This window comes from Polyangium fumosum (genome assembly GCF_005144585.1).
GTDB classification, from domain to species: domain Bacteria; phylum Myxococcota_A; class Polyangia; order Polyangiales; family Polyangiaceae; genus Polyangium; species Polyangium fumosum.
This window is the reverse complement of the sequence record NZ_SSMQ01000032.1, coordinates 38250-53046: the sequence shown is the minus strand read 5'-3', so window position 1 is coordinate 53046 and position 14797 is coordinate 38250. Positions and strand designations below refer to the sequence as shown.

15 protein-coding genes are annotated in these 14797 nt (G+C 68.1%); 7 read left to right on the top strand and 8 right to left on the bottom strand.

Annotated elements, in window-relative coordinates:
- Positions 1 to 127: 127 nt before the first annotated feature.
- Together E8A74_RS27515 and E8A74_RS27510 are read right to left on the bottom strand one after the other, a co-directional pair.
- Entirely contained in the window at positions 128 to 1633 is a 1506-nt protein-coding gene (locus tag E8A74_RS27515; protein ID WP_136932054.1) for a hypothetical protein, read from the bottom strand.
- Between the two features lie 177 nt (positions 1634 to 1810).
- Positions 1811 to 2701 (bottom strand): tRNA1(Val) (adenine(37)-N6)-methyltransferase, encoded by an 891-nt coding sequence (locus E8A74_RS27510; RefSeq protein ID WP_136932053.1) that lies wholly within the window; start codon positions 2699 to 2701, stop codon positions 1811 to 1813.
- A 441-nt stretch (positions 2702 to 3142) separates the two neighbouring features.
- On the opposite strand from E8A74_RS27510, the gene E8A74_RS52755 reads away from it, so the two are divergent.
- From E8A74_RS52755 to E8A74_RS27500, 3 genes are read left to right on the top strand one after another with little or no spacing between them, the layout of a single operon-like run.
- Positions 3143 to 3316, top strand: a complete 174-nt coding sequence (locus E8A74_RS52755) for a hypothetical protein (protein ID WP_170229412.1) — start codon at positions 3143 to 3145, stop codon at positions 3314 to 3316.
- A gap of 18 nt (positions 3317 to 3334) precedes the next feature.
- Positions 3335 to 4021, top strand: coding sequence for a DUF4336 domain-containing protein (locus tag E8A74_RS27505; protein WP_136932052.1), 687 nt, complete (start codon positions 3335 to 3337; stop codon positions 4019 to 4021).
- 19 nt (positions 4022 to 4040) lie between these two features.
- Positions 4041 to 4727, top strand: coding sequence for a DUF4336 domain-containing protein (locus tag E8A74_RS27500; protein ID WP_136932051.1), 687 nt, complete (start codon positions 4041 to 4043; stop codon positions 4725 to 4727).
- 3 nt (positions 4728 to 4730) lie between these two features.
- On the opposite strand, the gene E8A74_RS54105 is transcribed toward E8A74_RS27500, so the two are convergent.
- Positions 4731 to 5849, bottom strand: coding sequence for a hypothetical protein (locus E8A74_RS54105; RefSeq protein WP_211365459.1), 1119 nt, complete (start codon positions 5847 to 5849; stop codon positions 4731 to 4733).
- 95 nt (positions 5850 to 5944) lie between these two features.
- Between E8A74_RS54105 and E8A74_RS27490 the strand changes: the two genes are divergently transcribed.
- Together E8A74_RS27490 and E8A74_RS52750 are read left to right on the top strand one after the other, a co-directional pair.
- Positions 5945 to 6583 (top strand): hypothetical protein, encoded by a 639-nt coding sequence (locus E8A74_RS27490; protein ID WP_170229405.1) that lies wholly within the window; start codon positions 5945 to 5947, stop codon positions 6581 to 6583.
- Positions 6584 to 6588: 5 nt separating this feature from the next.
- Positions 6589 to 6726, top strand: coding sequence for a hypothetical protein (locus tag E8A74_RS52750; protein WP_170229411.1), 138 nt, complete (start codon positions 6589 to 6591; stop codon positions 6724 to 6726).
- Between the two features lie 3 nt (positions 6727 to 6729).
- Here E8A74_RS52750 and E8A74_RS27485 read toward each other — a convergent pair whose 3' ends face one another.
- The 3 genes from E8A74_RS27485 to E8A74_RS27475 all read right to left on the bottom strand — a co-directional run bounded on the left by E8A74_RS27485 (position 6730) and on the right by E8A74_RS27475 (position 10681).
- The gene (locus tag E8A74_RS27485) at positions 6730 to 7323 is read right to left on the bottom strand and encodes a hypothetical protein (RefSeq protein ID WP_136932049.1); all 594 of its coding nucleotides are present in this window, start codon (positions 7321 to 7323) and stop codon (positions 6730 to 6732) included.
- A 128-nt stretch (positions 7324 to 7451) separates the two neighbouring features.
- A complete protein-coding gene (locus tag E8A74_RS54990) occupies positions 7452 to 9869 on the bottom strand; it encodes an exo-beta-N-acetylmuramidase NamZ domain-containing protein (RefSeq protein WP_136932048.1) in 2418 nt (805 codons plus the stop codon).
- Positions 9870 to 9877: 8 nt separating this feature from the next.
- Positions 9878 to 10681 carry a Uma2 family endonuclease gene (locus tag E8A74_RS27475; protein WP_136932047.1) on the bottom strand — a complete coding sequence of 268 codons (804 nt, stop codon included), beginning with the start codon at positions 10679 to 10681 and terminating at the stop codon, positions 9878 to 9880.
- A gap of 137 nt (positions 10682 to 10818) precedes the next feature.
- Between E8A74_RS27475 and E8A74_RS27470 the strand changes: the two genes are divergently transcribed.
- Positions 10819 to 12366 carry an alkaline phosphatase D family protein gene (locus tag E8A74_RS27470; RefSeq protein WP_136932046.1) on the top strand — a complete coding sequence of 516 codons (1548 nt, stop codon included), beginning with the start codon at positions 10819 to 10821 and terminating at the stop codon, positions 12364 to 12366.
- Between the two features lie 87 nt (positions 12367 to 12453).
- Positions 12454 to 12879 (top strand): hypothetical protein, encoded by a 426-nt coding sequence (locus E8A74_RS27465; protein ID WP_136932045.1) that lies wholly within the window; start codon positions 12454 to 12456, stop codon positions 12877 to 12879.
- Position 12880: 1 nt separating this feature from the next.
- Here E8A74_RS27465 and E8A74_RS27460 read toward each other — a convergent pair whose 3' ends face one another.
- Together E8A74_RS27460 and E8A74_RS27455 are read right to left on the bottom strand one after the other, a co-directional pair.
- Complete coding sequence (locus E8A74_RS27460) at positions 12881 to 13867, bottom strand: OmpA family protein (RefSeq protein WP_232379766.1); 987 nt, start codon at positions 13865 to 13867, stop codon at positions 12881 to 12883.
- Positions 13868 to 13932: 65 nt separating this feature from the next.
- Complete coding sequence (locus E8A74_RS27455) at positions 13933 to 14787, bottom strand: hypothetical protein (RefSeq protein ID WP_136932044.1); 855 nt, start codon at positions 14785 to 14787, stop codon at positions 13933 to 13935.
- Between the last annotated feature and the right edge of the window lie 10 nt (positions 14788 to 14797).

The following is a 14797-nucleotide window of genomic DNA, read 5'->3' as shown; positions in this document are numbered from 1 at the left end:
GGTCCATCCCCACGAAAGGGCGGCTCCTCGCGAAGCGTCGAATTTTTGCTGGGTTCGCGGCAGACGGCCCCCCGGCGCGCGCATCACGCGGGCCGGGGGGCGGGGAGGGGAGGTGCGTCCTGTAAAACTACGGCGCGGCCGGCGGCGCGACGTGGACGCCGCAACGGTAGAACGTGCTCGAGACCTCGGCGTCTTGCGAGGCCGCCTCGATCTTGAGTTTCAGGCTGGTGACGCCGCTCGGCACGGCCACGTCCTGGAGGAAGAGGTCCTTCGCCTCGGTCTCCGTGGCGACGCCGCCGGCGATCGCCATGTTGTTCGCGCCGAGCACCGAGACCTTGAGGCCACGCAGGCCCGAGCCCGAGCGCTGGCCGCCGCAGGCGACGCTGATCGTGGCGGAGCCGGCGGGCACGTCGACCGAGTAGTAATCGATGTCCATCGGGGCCGTGTCGATGTCGCCGTCGACGAAGTAGCTCGTCGTCGTGCCGTTCGGCGTGGCCTTCAGGGCCTCGGGCGCGTCGACGGAGTCGTTCGTCGCCGCCTCGATCGGGTTCGAGCCCGAGCCGCCGTGGTTCACGAAGTAGAAATCGTTCTCCCCGGCCGTCGAGCCAGCCTTGCGCGTCATGAAGAACAGGTAATCGGTCCCGAGCTCGCAAGGCACGGCGATCTGCGCGGGCGTCTGGCCCGTCGTCACGTCGACCTGCGCGATCTTCTTCGTCGGATCCGCGGCCGTCGTCACGTACGCAATCACGCCCGACGTGGCCGTCGAACCGCTGCCCACGTCGCCGCCCGGATAGAAGTCGAAGTTGCAGACGGCGCGATCGCCCATCACCGTCACGGCGTCTGCCGGGACGTTGAAACTCCAGACGTCGACGTCCGTCGCGCTCGTGTAGCCGCCCCACTGGAGCGAGAGGTAATAGTTGCCGCTTTGCGGATTCTTCGAATACTCGACGGCCGTGGCCTGTTCGGCCGCGTCGTTCGGCTCCACCTCGGCCGCGATGCTGTCGAGCGTCGCGTCGAGGATGCCCGCGCCGATCGCATAGTCGTACGTGGTGATGTCGGCCGAAGGCGCGCAGCCCGGCGCCCCGCCCACCCACACGTTGCATTCGGTGACCCGCATGCAGTACTCGTCGTCGTCCGACGCCGGGAGAATCGTGTAGAGCGAGCTGTCGTTGCTCGAACGCGGGAACGGATCGTCGTTCTCCGCGATCTGCACCCATTGCGCGCCCTGCTTCTTGTAAAGCGTGAGGACGAGATCCGGGTACGTGTTGTCGAATTCGTCCTGCGGGGGCTTCGCGTCTGTCGAAAGCAGAATGGCTTGCCCCTTCGCGCCCTTGAACTTGTAGAAATCCTCGTCCGCATCGATCGGATCGAGCGTGTCTTGCAAACCGGGATCGTCGAGGAATAGCTCCGTCGCGGTATCGCAACTCACGTTCGAATCGGCCGTCGAGCCGCCGGAGCCCGATTGCGCGACGCTCGACGAACTCGAGCTCGAGCTCGAGCTCGAAGCGCCGCCGCTGCCGCCCGTGCCGCCGCTGCCGGTGGTGTTCGACCCGCCATCCCCGCAACCGGCGCCGGCCGCGAGGACGGAAAGCCCGGAAGAAATGACGAGCCCAAGCAAAACGTTCCTGCGCATGAGACCTCCACGAGCGGTCCAGGGCGCGAGGCCTGTCGCCGCGCCGCGCCGAGGACCGAAGAAGAATACATTCTTACAACCCTCGGCCGGACGCATCAAGGACGAAAAACCGCTTTCGCCTCGTGTGGTTCCGCTCGGGGTTCGATTTTCTCGGAGTGCGCGGCGACTGCTACTTTTTTAACGCTCGACGGGCATTCCCATCGCCCGGCGCACGTCGTCGAACGCGGCCGTGAAGCGTCCATCCCTGCCGCGTAACACGAGAGGCGGCTCGATTTCTGGAGCGCGAGCCGCTTCAGGGCGGCGCATCACATAGACCGAAAACAGCGGGTCCTTGCCCTCGCGCGGGACGACGTCGCGGTACCGCTCCAGCACGAGCCCGGCGCCCACGGCCGCGGCCTCGACGCGCGGGCGCTGGCGCGAGGCGGCGCAGCCCACGAACGGCGCGTCCTCGGCGAGCAGGCGCGCCGCGGCGAGGGCGTAGTCTTCGACGCCGCCGCGCCATTCGAAGCGGCACGGGCCGCATTGCACCTTGCTCGACTCGATCCCCGTGCCCTTCGGCAGATACGGCGGCGTGCCCGTCACGAGCTCCGCGCCTGCGAGGCCCTCGGTCGTCAACGGATCGCGCAGATCCCCAAAACGCACGGCGCACCGATCGTCGACGCCGTTCCAGGCGAGCGATCGACGCGCGAGGCCGGCGCTCACGTCCTGCGCCTCGACGCCCGTCACGCGCGCCTCCGCGAAGGCCCACGCGACGAACAGGAGCACGGTGCCGATGCCGCAGCCGAGATCGACAGCGCGGCGCGGGGGCGCGTGGCGGAGCTGCTCGATTGCGTACCAGGCCGTGACGAGGTCGTCGGCCGACCAGCGGTGGCCGTCGACGCGCTGGAGAATGCGGAAATCACCGGCCAGGTAGCAGAGGTCCTCGTCGGGGCCGGGCCAGACGTCCTCGCGATCGGGCGTCCGCGGCTGCGGGCCCGGAGCGACCCAGCCGGCGGGGCGGCGCGCGGGGCGCACGATCCCCGAGCCTTTGGCGGCGGCGAGCTGGTCAGGTGCGGATGCAGGCAGCATGGGGGCCGTTGTCTACCACGAGGGCATGGGGCGGCGCCATTCCAACATCGCAAAAATGATCGGTCGCAGACGGATGCGAATGGGTTCGCCGTCTCCGTCGAGGGGCTCGGAGCGCGGAGCGAGAGGTGATATTCTCCCGCCTCGCCATGAAAACCGCTTCGATTCTTTCGACGTGCCTTGCCCTGACCGTCGCGACGACGGCGTTTGCCGTCCTCGGGTGTTCCGGGGACGAATCGGCGTAGGCGGCGCGGGGGATGGTCCCGGAAAACTCACTGCGGCGGAGTGCTTCGCCGACGATTTCGTCAACCCGCAGAGCAACGGACCCGATTGCGATCAATACGATCCCACAATCGGATCGCATTGCATGGGGACGAACCACCAGGACATCGCGGGCGTCGACTTCCCGAACGGCGTGTTCGTGGTCTTCGCGAACAACGACGAGTGTTCTTCCTGCTCGAAGATCTCTGCGGGCACGGCTTCGAGAACGACAACCCCGCCGCGCCGTGCTATCGAGGTCCGAACACCCCGCGCTGGTTCGATCTCACCTGCATCCACCCGAACCCCGCAGGCCACGACCACATCACGGACATGTTCATGGCCGTCGTGAACGAGTGATCAAAAAGGAAACACCTCATGGCCGAGCTCGTATCCCTCGCCGAAGACCTCTGGGCCGCGGAGCACCCCCTGCGGGTCGCCGGCTCTGTCCGGATGAACGCGCGGATGACGGTGGCGCGCCTCCCGGGGGATGAGCTCTGGGTGCATTCGCCCATTCCGATCGACGATACGCTCGCCGCCGCGCTCGTGAAGCTCGGGCGCGTCGCGTACCTCGTCGCGCCGAACCTGTATCACAACCTCTACCTCGGCCCCGCGTCGGCGCGTTTTCCCGAGGCGCGTGTCTTCGCGCCGCCGGGGCTCAAAGAGAAGATCCCCTCGCTGCGCATCGATGAGGTGCTGTCCGGGGAGGCGCCCGCCGCGTGGGCCGGCATCTTCGAGCAACGCCACATCGAGGGCGCGCCGCAGATGGAGGAGGTGGTTTTCCTGCACCGCCCGAGCAAGACGCTCGTCGTCTCGGATCTCCTGTTCAACATCGAGCGGCCCGAAGGCCTCGCGACGAAGATCGTGCTGACGATGATGGGGACGCGCGGAAAACTCGCGCGGAGCCGGATGTGGAATTTCATCACGAAGGACAAGGTCGCGTGGGAGGCCTCGGTGCGCGGGGTGCTCGCCCTCGATTTCGATCGGCTGATCATGGCGCACGGCGACGTCGTCGCTTCGGGCGCGAAGACCCGCGTGAGCGAGGCGCTCGGCCCGTACGTTTGAGCCGCGAGGAGACCATCGCATGACCGAACTCGTATCCATCGCCGAAGACCTGTGGGCCGCCGAGCACCCCCTGCGGTTCGCCGGCTTTGTCCGAATGAACGCGCGGATGACGGTGGCGCGCCTCCCGGGGGATGAGCTCTGGGTGCATTCGCCCATTCCGATCGACGATACGCTCGCCGCCGCGCTCGCGAAGCTCGGGCGCGTCGCGTACCTCGTCGCGCCGAACCGGTTTCACAACCTCTTCCTCGGCGCCGCGTCGGCGCGTTACCCGGAGGCGCGTGTCTTTGCCGCGCCGCGGGTGCAGGAGAAGATCCCCTCGGTCCGCATTGACGAGGTGCTCTCCGCCGAGCCGCCCGCCGCGTGGGGCGGCGCCGTTGATCTGCGGCTCGTCGAGGGCGTCCCGATGGTATCCGAGGTGGTGTTTTTGCACCACGCGAGCCGGACGCTCGTCGTGTCCGACATCCTGTTCAACATCGAGAAGCCCGAGGGCCTCGTATCGAAGCTCGTCTATGCGGCGCTCGGCACGAACGGAAAGCTCGCGATGGGCCGGGAGTGGCCGCTGATCGCGAAGGACCGCGCGGCGCTGCGCGCGTCGCTGCGCGAGGTGGCCGCGCTCGATTTCGATCGGCTGATCATGGCGCACGGCGAGGTCGTCGCCTCGGGCGCGAAAGACCGGGTGCAAGCGGCGCTATCGCCCTACCTCTAAGCCTCAGCGCGTCTCGCCGATCGTGCCGACCTGGAAGGGCCGTTTGCCCTTGGGCCAGCGGAGCTTCAGGAATTTTTCGCCGCCCTCGAACGTGAGCTTCGCGCGAAGATCCGTGCCCTCGACGTAAGGCACGAGGAGCTTGCCCACGCCCTCCTCTGCGCTCGCTTTCGTCTGCGTTTGTCTGCGCCCTCTCTCGATGTCGAGGGCGGTGATCTTCACCTTGCCCTCGCAGCGCATCCAGAACCAGCTCTCGACGATCTTCGTCTTGCATCCGACCGCGCCCGAGCCCGTCACGAGCACCTCTTTTTCAGCGGCGAACGCCTCGTCCGCGGGCGCCGCGGCGAGGCCCTCGACGTCGGGCAGGATCTTCGCGTCTTCCTCGGCTTGCGCCTTTGCATCGGCCTCGGCCTTTGCGGCGGCCTCGGCCTTCGCGGTGGCGGCCATTTCTTCGCAGCGCGAGGTGTCGCGCTCCTTGAACGCGGGCCACCTGCCGCCATTGAAGAGCCGATCTTCGAGGCCATTCGCATTTTCGGGCATCTCGAAGGAGAACGTCTCGTCCTTGCTCTGCTCGGGATGCTCGTAGGGCCGGTAGTTGAAGGTGGGCTTGGCCTTCGTCCCCGGGCGGAGCGAGATCACCACGGCGTCTGCCCAGCCGTAATTCGCCGCCAAGATCTCTTCCTTGGTCGCCATGCTGCCGCCGCCGGGGGAGGCGCCGTTGTAGCCGCCGAGGCTCTTGTTGTATTCGCGCTGGCCGCTCGTCGGGCAGCCGATCAGCACCCACTCGCGGACCTCGAGCATTTTGCACGCCTGGATGAACTCGCCCTCCTCGTAGCCCTCCCAGCCGAGCTTTGCCACCGGGGCCTGGCACCATTCGAGGGGCGTGGGGCGCGACGAGCGGACGATGTTTTTGGGCTTTTCGGGCGCGGCCGCCGCCGTCGTTTCCGGCGTGGGCGCGGGCGCGGCCTCGCTCGGCGCAGGCGTAGCCTCGCTCGGCGCGGGCGCGGCGGCGGGCGCGGCGTTCTCGGCCGCAGGCGCGGGGGGCGTCGCGTCTTTGCTGCAGGCCGCGAGGAGCACGAGGGCCGCGGGGCCGAGGAGGCGAGGGGAGAAGGTCGCGCGTCGCATCTTGGTGGGCATTCTCGCAGAGAGCGGGCGCACATGTCGAGGCGCGTGATGGGTGGTTTTCGGATGTCGCGATTCCGCGTAATCTTGTCGTGCGAATGAAAACGCACGACGCTCGAAAGGACGAGGCCGCGTGGCACCCGGCGCGCGCGCTCGCGCATCCCGCGTGGTGGATGGCGCTCGCCGTGCTCGCGGGGAATGATCACGTCCTCAAGGGCAGCGGCCTCGTCCCCGGGTTTGTGACGGGCAAGCTGAGTGACGTGGCGGGGTTGTTCCTCGCGCCCGCGCTGCTCGCGACGCTCGTCCGCGCGCGAGGGCGGCGCGCCGTGATCGGCTGCCACGTGGCCGCGGCCGTGGTGTTCTCGGCGCTCGAGCTTTCGGAGGGCCTCGCCGCGGCGTGGGACGCGGCGCTCGTGGCGCTCGGTTTGCCTTTCCAAACCTGGGCGGATCCGACGGATCTGCTGGCGCTTCCTTTCGTGGCGCTCGGCTACCGGGTGCTCACGCCTTCGATGCGGGAGGTTCGAGACGACAAACCGCGGCGTGGGCTTCGGCCGATCGAGATCGTGGCGGCGGCCGTGGGCCTCGTGTTCTGCATGGCGACGTCGGTGGCGCGGCTGCATCAGGTGCGCGTGACCGGGCCACGCGCGAAGATCCTCGCGGACGTGTTCCTCCACGTGCCGTCCGACGAGCCGGAGATGCACGTGCTCCTCCGGCAGCCGATCGTGCGGCTCGATTGATTCCTATGCGCCCGATCCATGAGCGCCCCGAGAAGGGGGAGGCGCTGCCGGACGGGGCGCTCGTGCTTCGCGAAGGAAAGAATGGGCTCGAACTCCGTCCGCAAGGGCCGGTGTGGATCCGGCGCGCGAACGGAGTTCGTTGAGGGTCAAACGGATCCGTACATCGCGGCAAACGCAGCGGCTTCGCCGCGCAAGAGGACGTCGATGCGCGAGCTCGTGTTCGCGTAGGTGTGCAGCTTGCCATTGCGCACGTCGAGCACGGCGGGCACGTATTCGGGGTGCCCTTCGCAGAGGCCGCGCGAGAGGAGCGCGAGGATCACGGCGGTGCGGCGCGGCGTGAGCGGCTCGCTGCGGAAATAGAGCTTGATCAGGTGCGGTTTGCCCGAGAGGACGAGCCCGAGCTCGGGGTTCACGTCGATCTCGAGCGCGCCGAGCGAGAGGCCCGCGCGCGGGGGCTCGAAGAAATTCATCGGGCCCTCGGCGAGGAACGAGCGATATCCGGCGATCACGAGCGGATAATGCTTCTGCCGCTTCTCGTCGTCCTGCGCGCGCGTGACCTCGGTCAGCGTGGAGGCCGGCAGGCCGTTCTTGTGCATCTCGACGATGGCCTCCCGGATCGGACGATAAAAGTCCGTGCTGAGCTCGTCTTTGCGCTCCTTGTACTCGCGCACGCCGGTGAGCTTGGGCGTCCCGGACTTCAGCACGAAATCGACGAAGTACGTCAGCGAGACCTTGTCCATCGGTTCCTCCTCGGTCGCGGAGGCGCGCCGGCCATTCACCGTCGCGCGCCGTCCGTGTCGTTTCCAGATGATAACACGGAACCTCCGTCCGTCACGGTTTTTCATCTTATGTCGTGATGAACAATGTCCTACCTACCGAGAGGATGAACAATGTCCGATCGATTGTCCTGCTCAAACGCGGAGTAGAGCAGGTGTGGCCTGCGGCGCTCCGAAAAAACCTTAAGATCCTGCTCGTAGAGCGCGACGAGGCGCGGAAGATCCTCGCCGCGGACGAGCGCCTCGTGGACACGTGCGTTTCCGAGCAGGGTCAAGAGGCCGGAGGGCTGCCATTCCTCGGGGTGAAGCTTGCGCAAAACGATCGCAATCGCGAGGCCCACGCGGACAGGCTCGATCTGCGCGGGATCGGTGACGTCGAGCGCGACGCCTTCGCAAGGCACGCCGGCGTGCGTGCTCGACGCGGGGGTGAAGCGGACGGGCGAGAAGCGCACGCCGGGGAGGCCAAAACGCGCGAGCTCGGCGGCGAGGCGCGCGCCGGCGAGGAACGGCGCGCCCACGCGCTCGAAGGGCTTGCCCGTGCCGCGCCCGACGCTGACGTTCGTCAATTCGAGCAAGCCCACGCCAGGATACAGGAGGGCTTCGGTCACGCTGCGCAGATTGGGGGAGGGGTTCACCCAGGGGAGGCCGGTCTTGTCGAATCGGGAAGAGCGATCCCAGCCTTCGAGCGGCACGACGTGGAGATCGGCGGCGAGCTTTTTCTCCGCGTCGAAGAGCCGCGCGAGCTCGCCGACGGTCATGCCGTGGCGCACGGGGATCGAATGGTACGCGACGAACGAAGCGCGCCCGGGATCGAGGAGGGGGCCCTCCAGCGCCATTCCGCCGAGCGGGTTCGGTCGATCGAGGACGACGAAGCGCAGGCGGCGCTTCGCGGCCTCTTCGAGGGCATAGCCCATCGTGCTGATGTACGTGTAAAACCGGGTGCCAGCGTCCTGCACGTCGAAGACGAGGGTGTCGAGGCCGGCGAGCATGGCGTCCGTGGGGCGGCGAGCCGCGCCGTAGAGGCTATGGACGGGTAAGCCGGTGCGGGCGTCTTTTCCGCCGGGGACGAGGGCGTCCTTGTCGGCGCCGAGGCCGTGCTCGGGGCTGAAGATGGCTTTGAGCTCGAAGGATTTCGAGGCGGCGAGGACGTCGATCGTGCGCTCGCCGCGCGCGTCCTTGCCCGTGTGGTTCGTGATGAGGCCGATCTTGCGGCCCGCGAGGACGTCGAACCCGCGCGCGGCGAGGACGTCGAGGCCCACGCGGACGCGGGCCGCGGGCGGGCTTGGGGGGATCGCTGCCGCGGCATTCGCGACGTCGCGACGGAGGCGCGCGGCGTCGCCTTTTCCGTCGGGATGGAGGCGGCTCGCGAGCAGGACGACGGCGTCGCCGCGGCGGACGTCGAGCCAGAAGGCGGTGCCCGTGAACCCGGTATGCCCGATCCCGCCGAAGAGCGAGCCGAGCGCGAGGCTCCGCGACAAAGGTTTGTCGGGGCTACCTTCGCGGAGGGGCAAGGGGAGGAGCTCGGTCATTGCGCGGACGGAGGTCTTCGAGAGGATACGGCGGCCCTCGAATTCGCCGCCGTCGAGGAGCATACGGACGAAGCGGCCGACGTCGTTCGCGGTGGAGAAGAGCCCCGCATGTCCGGCCACGCCGCCGAGGGCGCGGGCGCGCGGATCGTGGACCTCGCCGAGGAGGAGTTTGTCCTGGGCGCGTTCGGTGGGCGCCGCGCGCGCGGCGAGCCGGGGCCCGGGGCGGAAGGTGGTGTCCTTCATGTCGAGGGGCTCGAAGAGGTTTTTCGCGGCGAACACGTCGAGGGGCTCGCCCGAGGCGCGACGGACGATTGCGCCGAGGAGGAGGTACCCGAGGTCGCTGTAGACGTGGGCCTCGCCGGGAGGGTGGAGGAGCTTGGTTTTTTGAATGCGGGCGAGGGCGCGGGTTTCGCCGTCGGCGTACGAGGAAATCGCATCGCCGGCGGGGAGGCCGGAGGTGTGGAGCAGGAGGTGGGTGAGGGTGACGCGCGCGCGGTCGTCACCGGTGAAATCGGGGAGCCATTTCTGCGCGGGATCGTCGAGGCGCAAGGTTTGGCGTTCGGCGAGGAGGAGGATCGAGCTCGCGGTGGCCATGGGCTTGGTGAGGCTGGCGAGGTCGAAGACGGTATCGAGAGCCATCGGCGTGGGAGAGGGCTCCTTTGCGCGGAGGCCATAGGCTTTGCGCAGGACGACGCGGTGCGCGCGAACGACGAGGAGAACGGCGCCGGGGACCTCGCCGCGATCGATGGCGCCGCGGACAGCCGCGTCGAGGCGGGATTCGGCGTCGGGCGGGAAGGTGGGGCGGCTGGTTGCGGAGGCGGAGGCGGGAATGGTGACGGGAGCGGATGCGGATGCGGTTGCGAGAGCGGATGCGGATGCGGTGGTTTGGTGCTCCTCGGGGCGCGGAGGGGCGGCGCAGGCGGCGCACAGGCTGAGGGAGAGGGCGAGGGCGAGGGCGGGGCGGGACCGCGGGACGACCATCCCCTTCTTTACGCGCCGCCGCGGCGCAGCCGTTCGAGCTCGACGCGAAGACGTGCATTTTCCGCCTCTGCTGCGTTGGCCCGTAGGCGCTCCTGCTCGGCACGCATGCGCTCCCGTTCGGCAAGCTCAGCCTCGGTCGGGAGGAGCTCGTCCCCGCTGGGCCCGAGACCGACCCGCAAGCGTTGCGCCGCGCCGGTCCCGACCACGCGCATGAAGCAACCGAGCACCGTCGAGCGGATACGATCGGCATCCGTGACCTCGACCTGGACGAGCTTGCCGCGTGCATTTCGACGGTAAACGCTGAACCGGATGCGGTCGGGAAATTCGGCCGCGTGCGGGTCGAACACGACGAGCTCATTCACCCCGAGCTCGTCGTAGCGGCGCGGCGCCTGTTCCTGGTCTTTCTGGTTCTCTTCCGCCATCACCTCGAGCGCAAAGCTCGGGACGATGCCGGTCTCCCATACCTTCCAGCATTTCGGCGCGCTCTCGGGATCCACGCCCGGGAGGACGTAAAGGTCGGGCGCGACCGTCACCGTCGGGGCGTACTGGACCCAGTAGATGAACTGATCGGACCCCACGAATGCCCGGACCCCCTGTGACGCGAGGAAGCGGGCGAGCAAGGGGCGGAACAGCTCGATGATGAGCGTCTGGAGCGCGCTTTCACCCATGTCGTCGTGGGTCGGGTAGAAGGTCGGATCGTCGGTGCCGAGGTTGCGCGCCGCGTTGCCCATGTCCGAAGGGTACCATGGCAGAGCCTCCGCAGGGAAGGGATCCACGGGATCGGGCGACGCAGCGACAAGAGGGTCGCTCACCGGGCCCTCCTACCACGGGAGCCTCTCGTTCTGTCAAGAAAAACGTTTGTCCACGTGTTCCGGGACGAACCCCGTGGGGTTCCTCGCAGAGCCCCTTGCCATCGCCTTCGCCCCAGGCGATCCTCCTTCCGCTCTCCATGTCCACGCTCCTCCTCCCCCGCCGCCATTTTCTCCTCGGTTCCCTCTCCGCGCTCGCGCTCCCGTCCTGCGCTGGGCAGTGTGGTTCGCCGGGGGCGCCGGGGGTCGTGACGCCCGAGGCGGCACGACCGACGCTTCCGTTTGGCGTGCAGACCGGCGATCCCACGGCCGACAGGGTCGTGCTCTGGAGCAAGACGGATCGGCCCGCGCGGCTCCTCGTGGAATGGGGGACCGAGGATCGGTTCACCGACACGCGAAAGCTCGAGGGGCCCGTTGCGATGGCCGAGAACGATTTCACGGTGCGCATGGAGCTGACGGGTTTGCCGGTCGGGAAGCGGATCCATTATCGCGTGGTCTTCGAGGCGGATGACGTGGGGCGCGCGCGGAGCGTGGAGGCCGCGGGGACGCTGCGCGCGCCGCCGGGGCCGGGGGAGGATGTGAAGATCGTGTGGTCGGGCGATACGGTCGGGCAAGGGTTCGGGATCGACGTGGACCGCGGCGGGATGAAGACATATGCGTCGATCGCAGAGCTCGCGCCGGATCTGTTCCTTCATTCGGGGGATCGGATCTACGCGGACAATCCCTTGTCGGAGGAGGTCGAGCTGCCCGATGGGTCGGTCTGGAAGAACCTCGTGACGCCGGCGAAATCAAAGGTGGCCGAGACGCTGGAGGAGTTTCGTGGCAATTTCGCGTACAACTTCCTCGACGAGCACGTGCGGCGGCTGCACGCGGCCGTGCCGACGATCGTGCAATGGGACGATCACGAGGTGCGCAACAACTGGTTTCCCGGGCAGGTGCTCAGCGATCCGAGGTACAAGGAGCGGCGGGCGTCGGTGCTCGCCGGGTTCGCGAAGCAGGCCATGTTCGAGTATGCGCCGATGCGGCAAGGGCCCATTCATCGGGTGCTTTCGTACGGGCCCCGCGTGGAGGTCTTCGTGCTCGACGCGCGGAGCTTTCGTACGCCGAATGGGCCGAACCGCGAGGAAAAAGAGCCGGCGATCATCTTCGGCGATGCGCAGATGGCGTGGCTGAAAGAGGCGCTCGTGCGGTCGACGGCGACGTGGAAGATCGTCGCATGCGACCAGCCGATCGGCCTCGTGGTGCCGGATGGTCCCACGGCGCAGGACGGATTCGCGAACGGGGAGGGGCCGCCGCTCGGGCGGGAGCTGGAGATTGCGTCGATCCTGTCGTTCCTTCAGGAAAAACGTATCCGGAACGTCCTATGGGTCACGGCGGACGTGCATTACGCCGCTGCGCACCATTATGACCCTTCGCGGGCGAAGAGGACGAAGTTCGATCCGTTCTGGGAATTCGTGGCCGGGCCGCTGCACGCGGGTACGTTCGGGCCGGCGCCGCTCGACGAGACGTTCGGGCCAGAGGTAAAATTCCAGAATCGGAAGCAGGGGGATCCGCCGGTCGGGCCCGCAGGCGGGAAGCAGTCGTTCGGGATGCTCGTGATCGACGGAAAAACCGGTCGACTTCGTGCTTCGCTGCACGACGGGGACGGCAAGGAGATGTGGGGCGTGGAGATCGAGGCGCAGAGCTGATTCCCGCGCCGCTCGTGCGTATTCGCTTCACCCGTGTCGGGCAGCCCATGATCGACGACGGCGCGCGACGAACTAGCCTCCGACGCCATGCAAAAGACGTTGGCCGGATTGCTCGGGGCGCTCGTGTTCGGGTCCTTCGCGGCTTGCAATGACAGTTATGTGAGCGGCTGGAGCGAAAAGGACGCACAAGGCGGGAGCGAGCCGTCGATCGTCGCGTCGCCTGAAACGGGCGAAGGTGGAGCCGGAGGCGGTGAAGCCGGCGGAGAAGGCGAGAGCGACGCGGGCGCGCTCTCGTGCGTCACCGATGGCTTTTGTCACGAGTCGTCCGGCGGCAATTGCCCTTGCAGTGGTACGTGCAACGGCAAGGCCGCTCGTGTCTCTTGTGGATGGAGCACAGGGCAGGCTGCTTGCACTTGCTTCGTCGACGGGGTCGAGGTCGGCAAATGTTCGCACGAGCCCGGCGCATACCAGTGCGGGCTCGCGACGACCTGCTGCAACCAGTTCTTCCTCTAGGCTAAAGCGCCTTCCATCCGAACGTCACCGCGCCCTGTGGCAAGCGCGGCGGGTCGAGGGCGAGGATGTAATCGACACGGCGGTTTTTCGCCTCCGCGACCTCGTCCCCCGTCTTCACGATCGGGCTGTGCTCGCCGAATCCCTCCCACGCGACCGGGATCTTCAGGCCGCGGCCGCGGAACCAGGCCGCGATCGCGCGCGCCCGCTTGCGCGAGAGGTTCAGGTTGTGCTCGGGGCTGCCCACCGTGTCGGTATGGCCCGCGATGTAGAGCGCGATGCCCTTGAGATCCTGGTGCTTCGCGAGGGCGTCCTTGACCTTGTCGAGGCTCGCTTCGAGCTTGGGCACCTCGGCGTCGCGGATCTTGTCCGAGTCGGTCTCGAAATTGACCTCCTCGTGGTCGATCTTCACGTTCCACGGCGTGATCGCCACGCCGACGTAGTTGCCCTCGGTGTCGTGGCCCCAGACCTCGATGCGCGAGACGGTCTCGGCCCGGATCGGGCTCCAGTCGACCGCGAGCACCGTGCCCGCCGCCGCGCCCTCGAACGCCTTCGCCGCGTTCGCCAGGATCTTGCCGGATTCGCCGATGACCTGGATCTCGACCTTGCACGCGGCACGCGTGAGCTTGACCTCGAGCCGGTGCCCTTCGAGGTCGACGCGGGATCGATCCACGCTGATCTCGAGCTTCTTTTTCGGTCCCGCGGCCGCGCCGGACTTGGGCTCGCACGTGATCGACGGCGCCTTCGGGGCCTCCGCGAGCTCCGTCGGGGCAGGTTTGTCCGGGGCAGGCTCCGTCTTCGCCTCGTCGGCCGGAGGCGGCTTCGGAGCCTCCTCCGTTTTCGGGGGCGGAGGGGCGGGGGGCGTGGACGGCGTCGCCTCGGCCGTGGAGGCCTCGGTCGGGGTCTCGGGGTTCGTCTGCGCGCCGCCGCAGCCGCAGGCGAGCGCCAGCAGGGCCACGGGCGCGATCGACGAGGTTCGGAAGATCGCCATGGAGAACGTCTACCAAAACCCGAAGGGCGACTCCAGGTTTTCGTGGCCGTCCCCGGCGGCGCGGATCACTTGGGCCAGTGGGCGACGAGCACGCCGCGGCGGCCATTGCGGAAGATTTCGAAGACGGCGCCGCCCTTTTCCCGGGAGGACGCGTAGCCGCTCAGCGCGCGGTCGGGGCTATCGACGCCGAATCCATTGATGGAGACGAGGACGTCGCCCGGCTGGACGCCCGCGAGCGCGTCCATCGAGTCGGGGCCGAGGCGCGAGAAGCGCACGCCGACGGTTTTTCCGCCCTGGAGCACGGGGCTGATGCGCGTGCGGAGGTCGCCGCCGTCGAGGATGTTCTTGCCGAGGTTCGTGCGGACGAGGAAGATGTCGAGCCCGGCCTCGCGGAGCTTCTGGACGCGCGCGAGCAAGGTGTCCGGATCGTGGACCTCGGGATTTAGCGCGGCGAGGACGCTCGTGAGGGCCGGAACGCTCGTGGTGTCGAGCGTGGCCTCTTCGCGCGGCGGAGGAGGCGCAGGCGGCGCGACGTTTGGCTTGGGCGGCGGGGGCTTCTTGGGTTTGCCCTTGGACTTCCCGTGGTGTTTTCCGGCGGGGGGCGGCGCGGCGCGGAGCTCGGTGAGGCGTCGCGCCGTATCGACGAAGACGAGCGTATTGAACGACAGAATGCCGACCGTGAGGACGGCGAGCGCGACGGGCAGCCAGCGAAGGACCGCCCTGGTGTGCCTCGGCGCGGGCTGTTCGGCGGCCGCGCGCGCGACGACGCGGCTCGCTTTGCGCAGGCACGGATCGCAGGCACCGGCGCCCGCGACGCCGGGGACGAACGGCTCCTCGCAGAGCTCGCAGATGCGCACTTGCTCGACGTGAGGTGCAGCGCAGGTGGGGCAAGAGGGGGTGCGGTAAGGCTCGGGCGGCATGGGGCGCCAG

Coding starts and splice junctions, on each gene's coding strand:
- E8A74_RS27455 (WP_136932044.1), bottom strand. CDS start 14,787: ATGCCGCCCGAGCCTTACCGCACCCCCTCTTGCCCCACCTGCGCTGCA.
- E8A74_RS27505 (WP_136932052.1), top strand. CDS start 3,335: ATGGCCGAGCTCGTATCCCTCGCCGAAGACCTCTGGGCCGCGGAGCAC.
- E8A74_RS27470 (WP_136932046.1), top strand. CDS start 10,819: ATGTCCACGCTCCTCCTCCCCCGCCGCCATTTTCTCCTCGGTTCCCTC.
- E8A74_RS54105 (WP_211365459.1), bottom strand. CDS start 5,849: ATGCGACGCGCGACCTTCTCCCCTCGCCTCCTCGGCCCCGCGGCCCTC.
- E8A74_RS52750 (WP_170229411.1), top strand. CDS start 6,589: ATGCGCCCGATCCATGAGCGCCCCGAGAAGGGGGAGGCGCTGCCGGAC.
- E8A74_RS27515 (WP_136932054.1), bottom strand. CDS start 1,633: ATGCGCAGGAACGTTTTGCTTGGGCTCGTCATTTCTTCCGGGCTTTCC.
- E8A74_RS27485 (WP_136932049.1), bottom strand. CDS start 7,323: ATGGACAAGGTCTCGCTGACGTACTTCGTCGATTTCGTGCTGAAGTCC.
- E8A74_RS27460 (WP_232379766.1), bottom strand. CDS start 13,867: ATGGCGATCTTCCGAACCTCGTCGATCGCGCCCGTGGCCCTGCTGGCG.
- E8A74_RS54990 (WP_136932048.1), bottom strand. CDS start 9,869: ATGGTCGTCCCGCGGTCCCGCCCCGCCCTCGCCCTCGCCCTCTCCCTC.
- E8A74_RS27490 (WP_170229405.1), top strand. CDS start 5,945: ATGAAAACGCACGACGCTCGAAAGGACGAGGCCGCGTGGCACCCGGCG.
- E8A74_RS27510 (WP_136932053.1), bottom strand. CDS start 2,701: ATGCTGCCTGCATCCGCACCTGACCAGCTCGCCGCCGCCAAAGGCTCG.
- E8A74_RS27500 (WP_136932051.1), top strand. CDS start 4,041: ATGACCGAACTCGTATCCATCGCCGAAGACCTGTGGGCCGCCGAGCAC.
- E8A74_RS27465 (WP_136932045.1), top strand. CDS start 12,454: ATGCAAAAGACGTTGGCCGGATTGCTCGGGGCGCTCGTGTTCGGGTCC.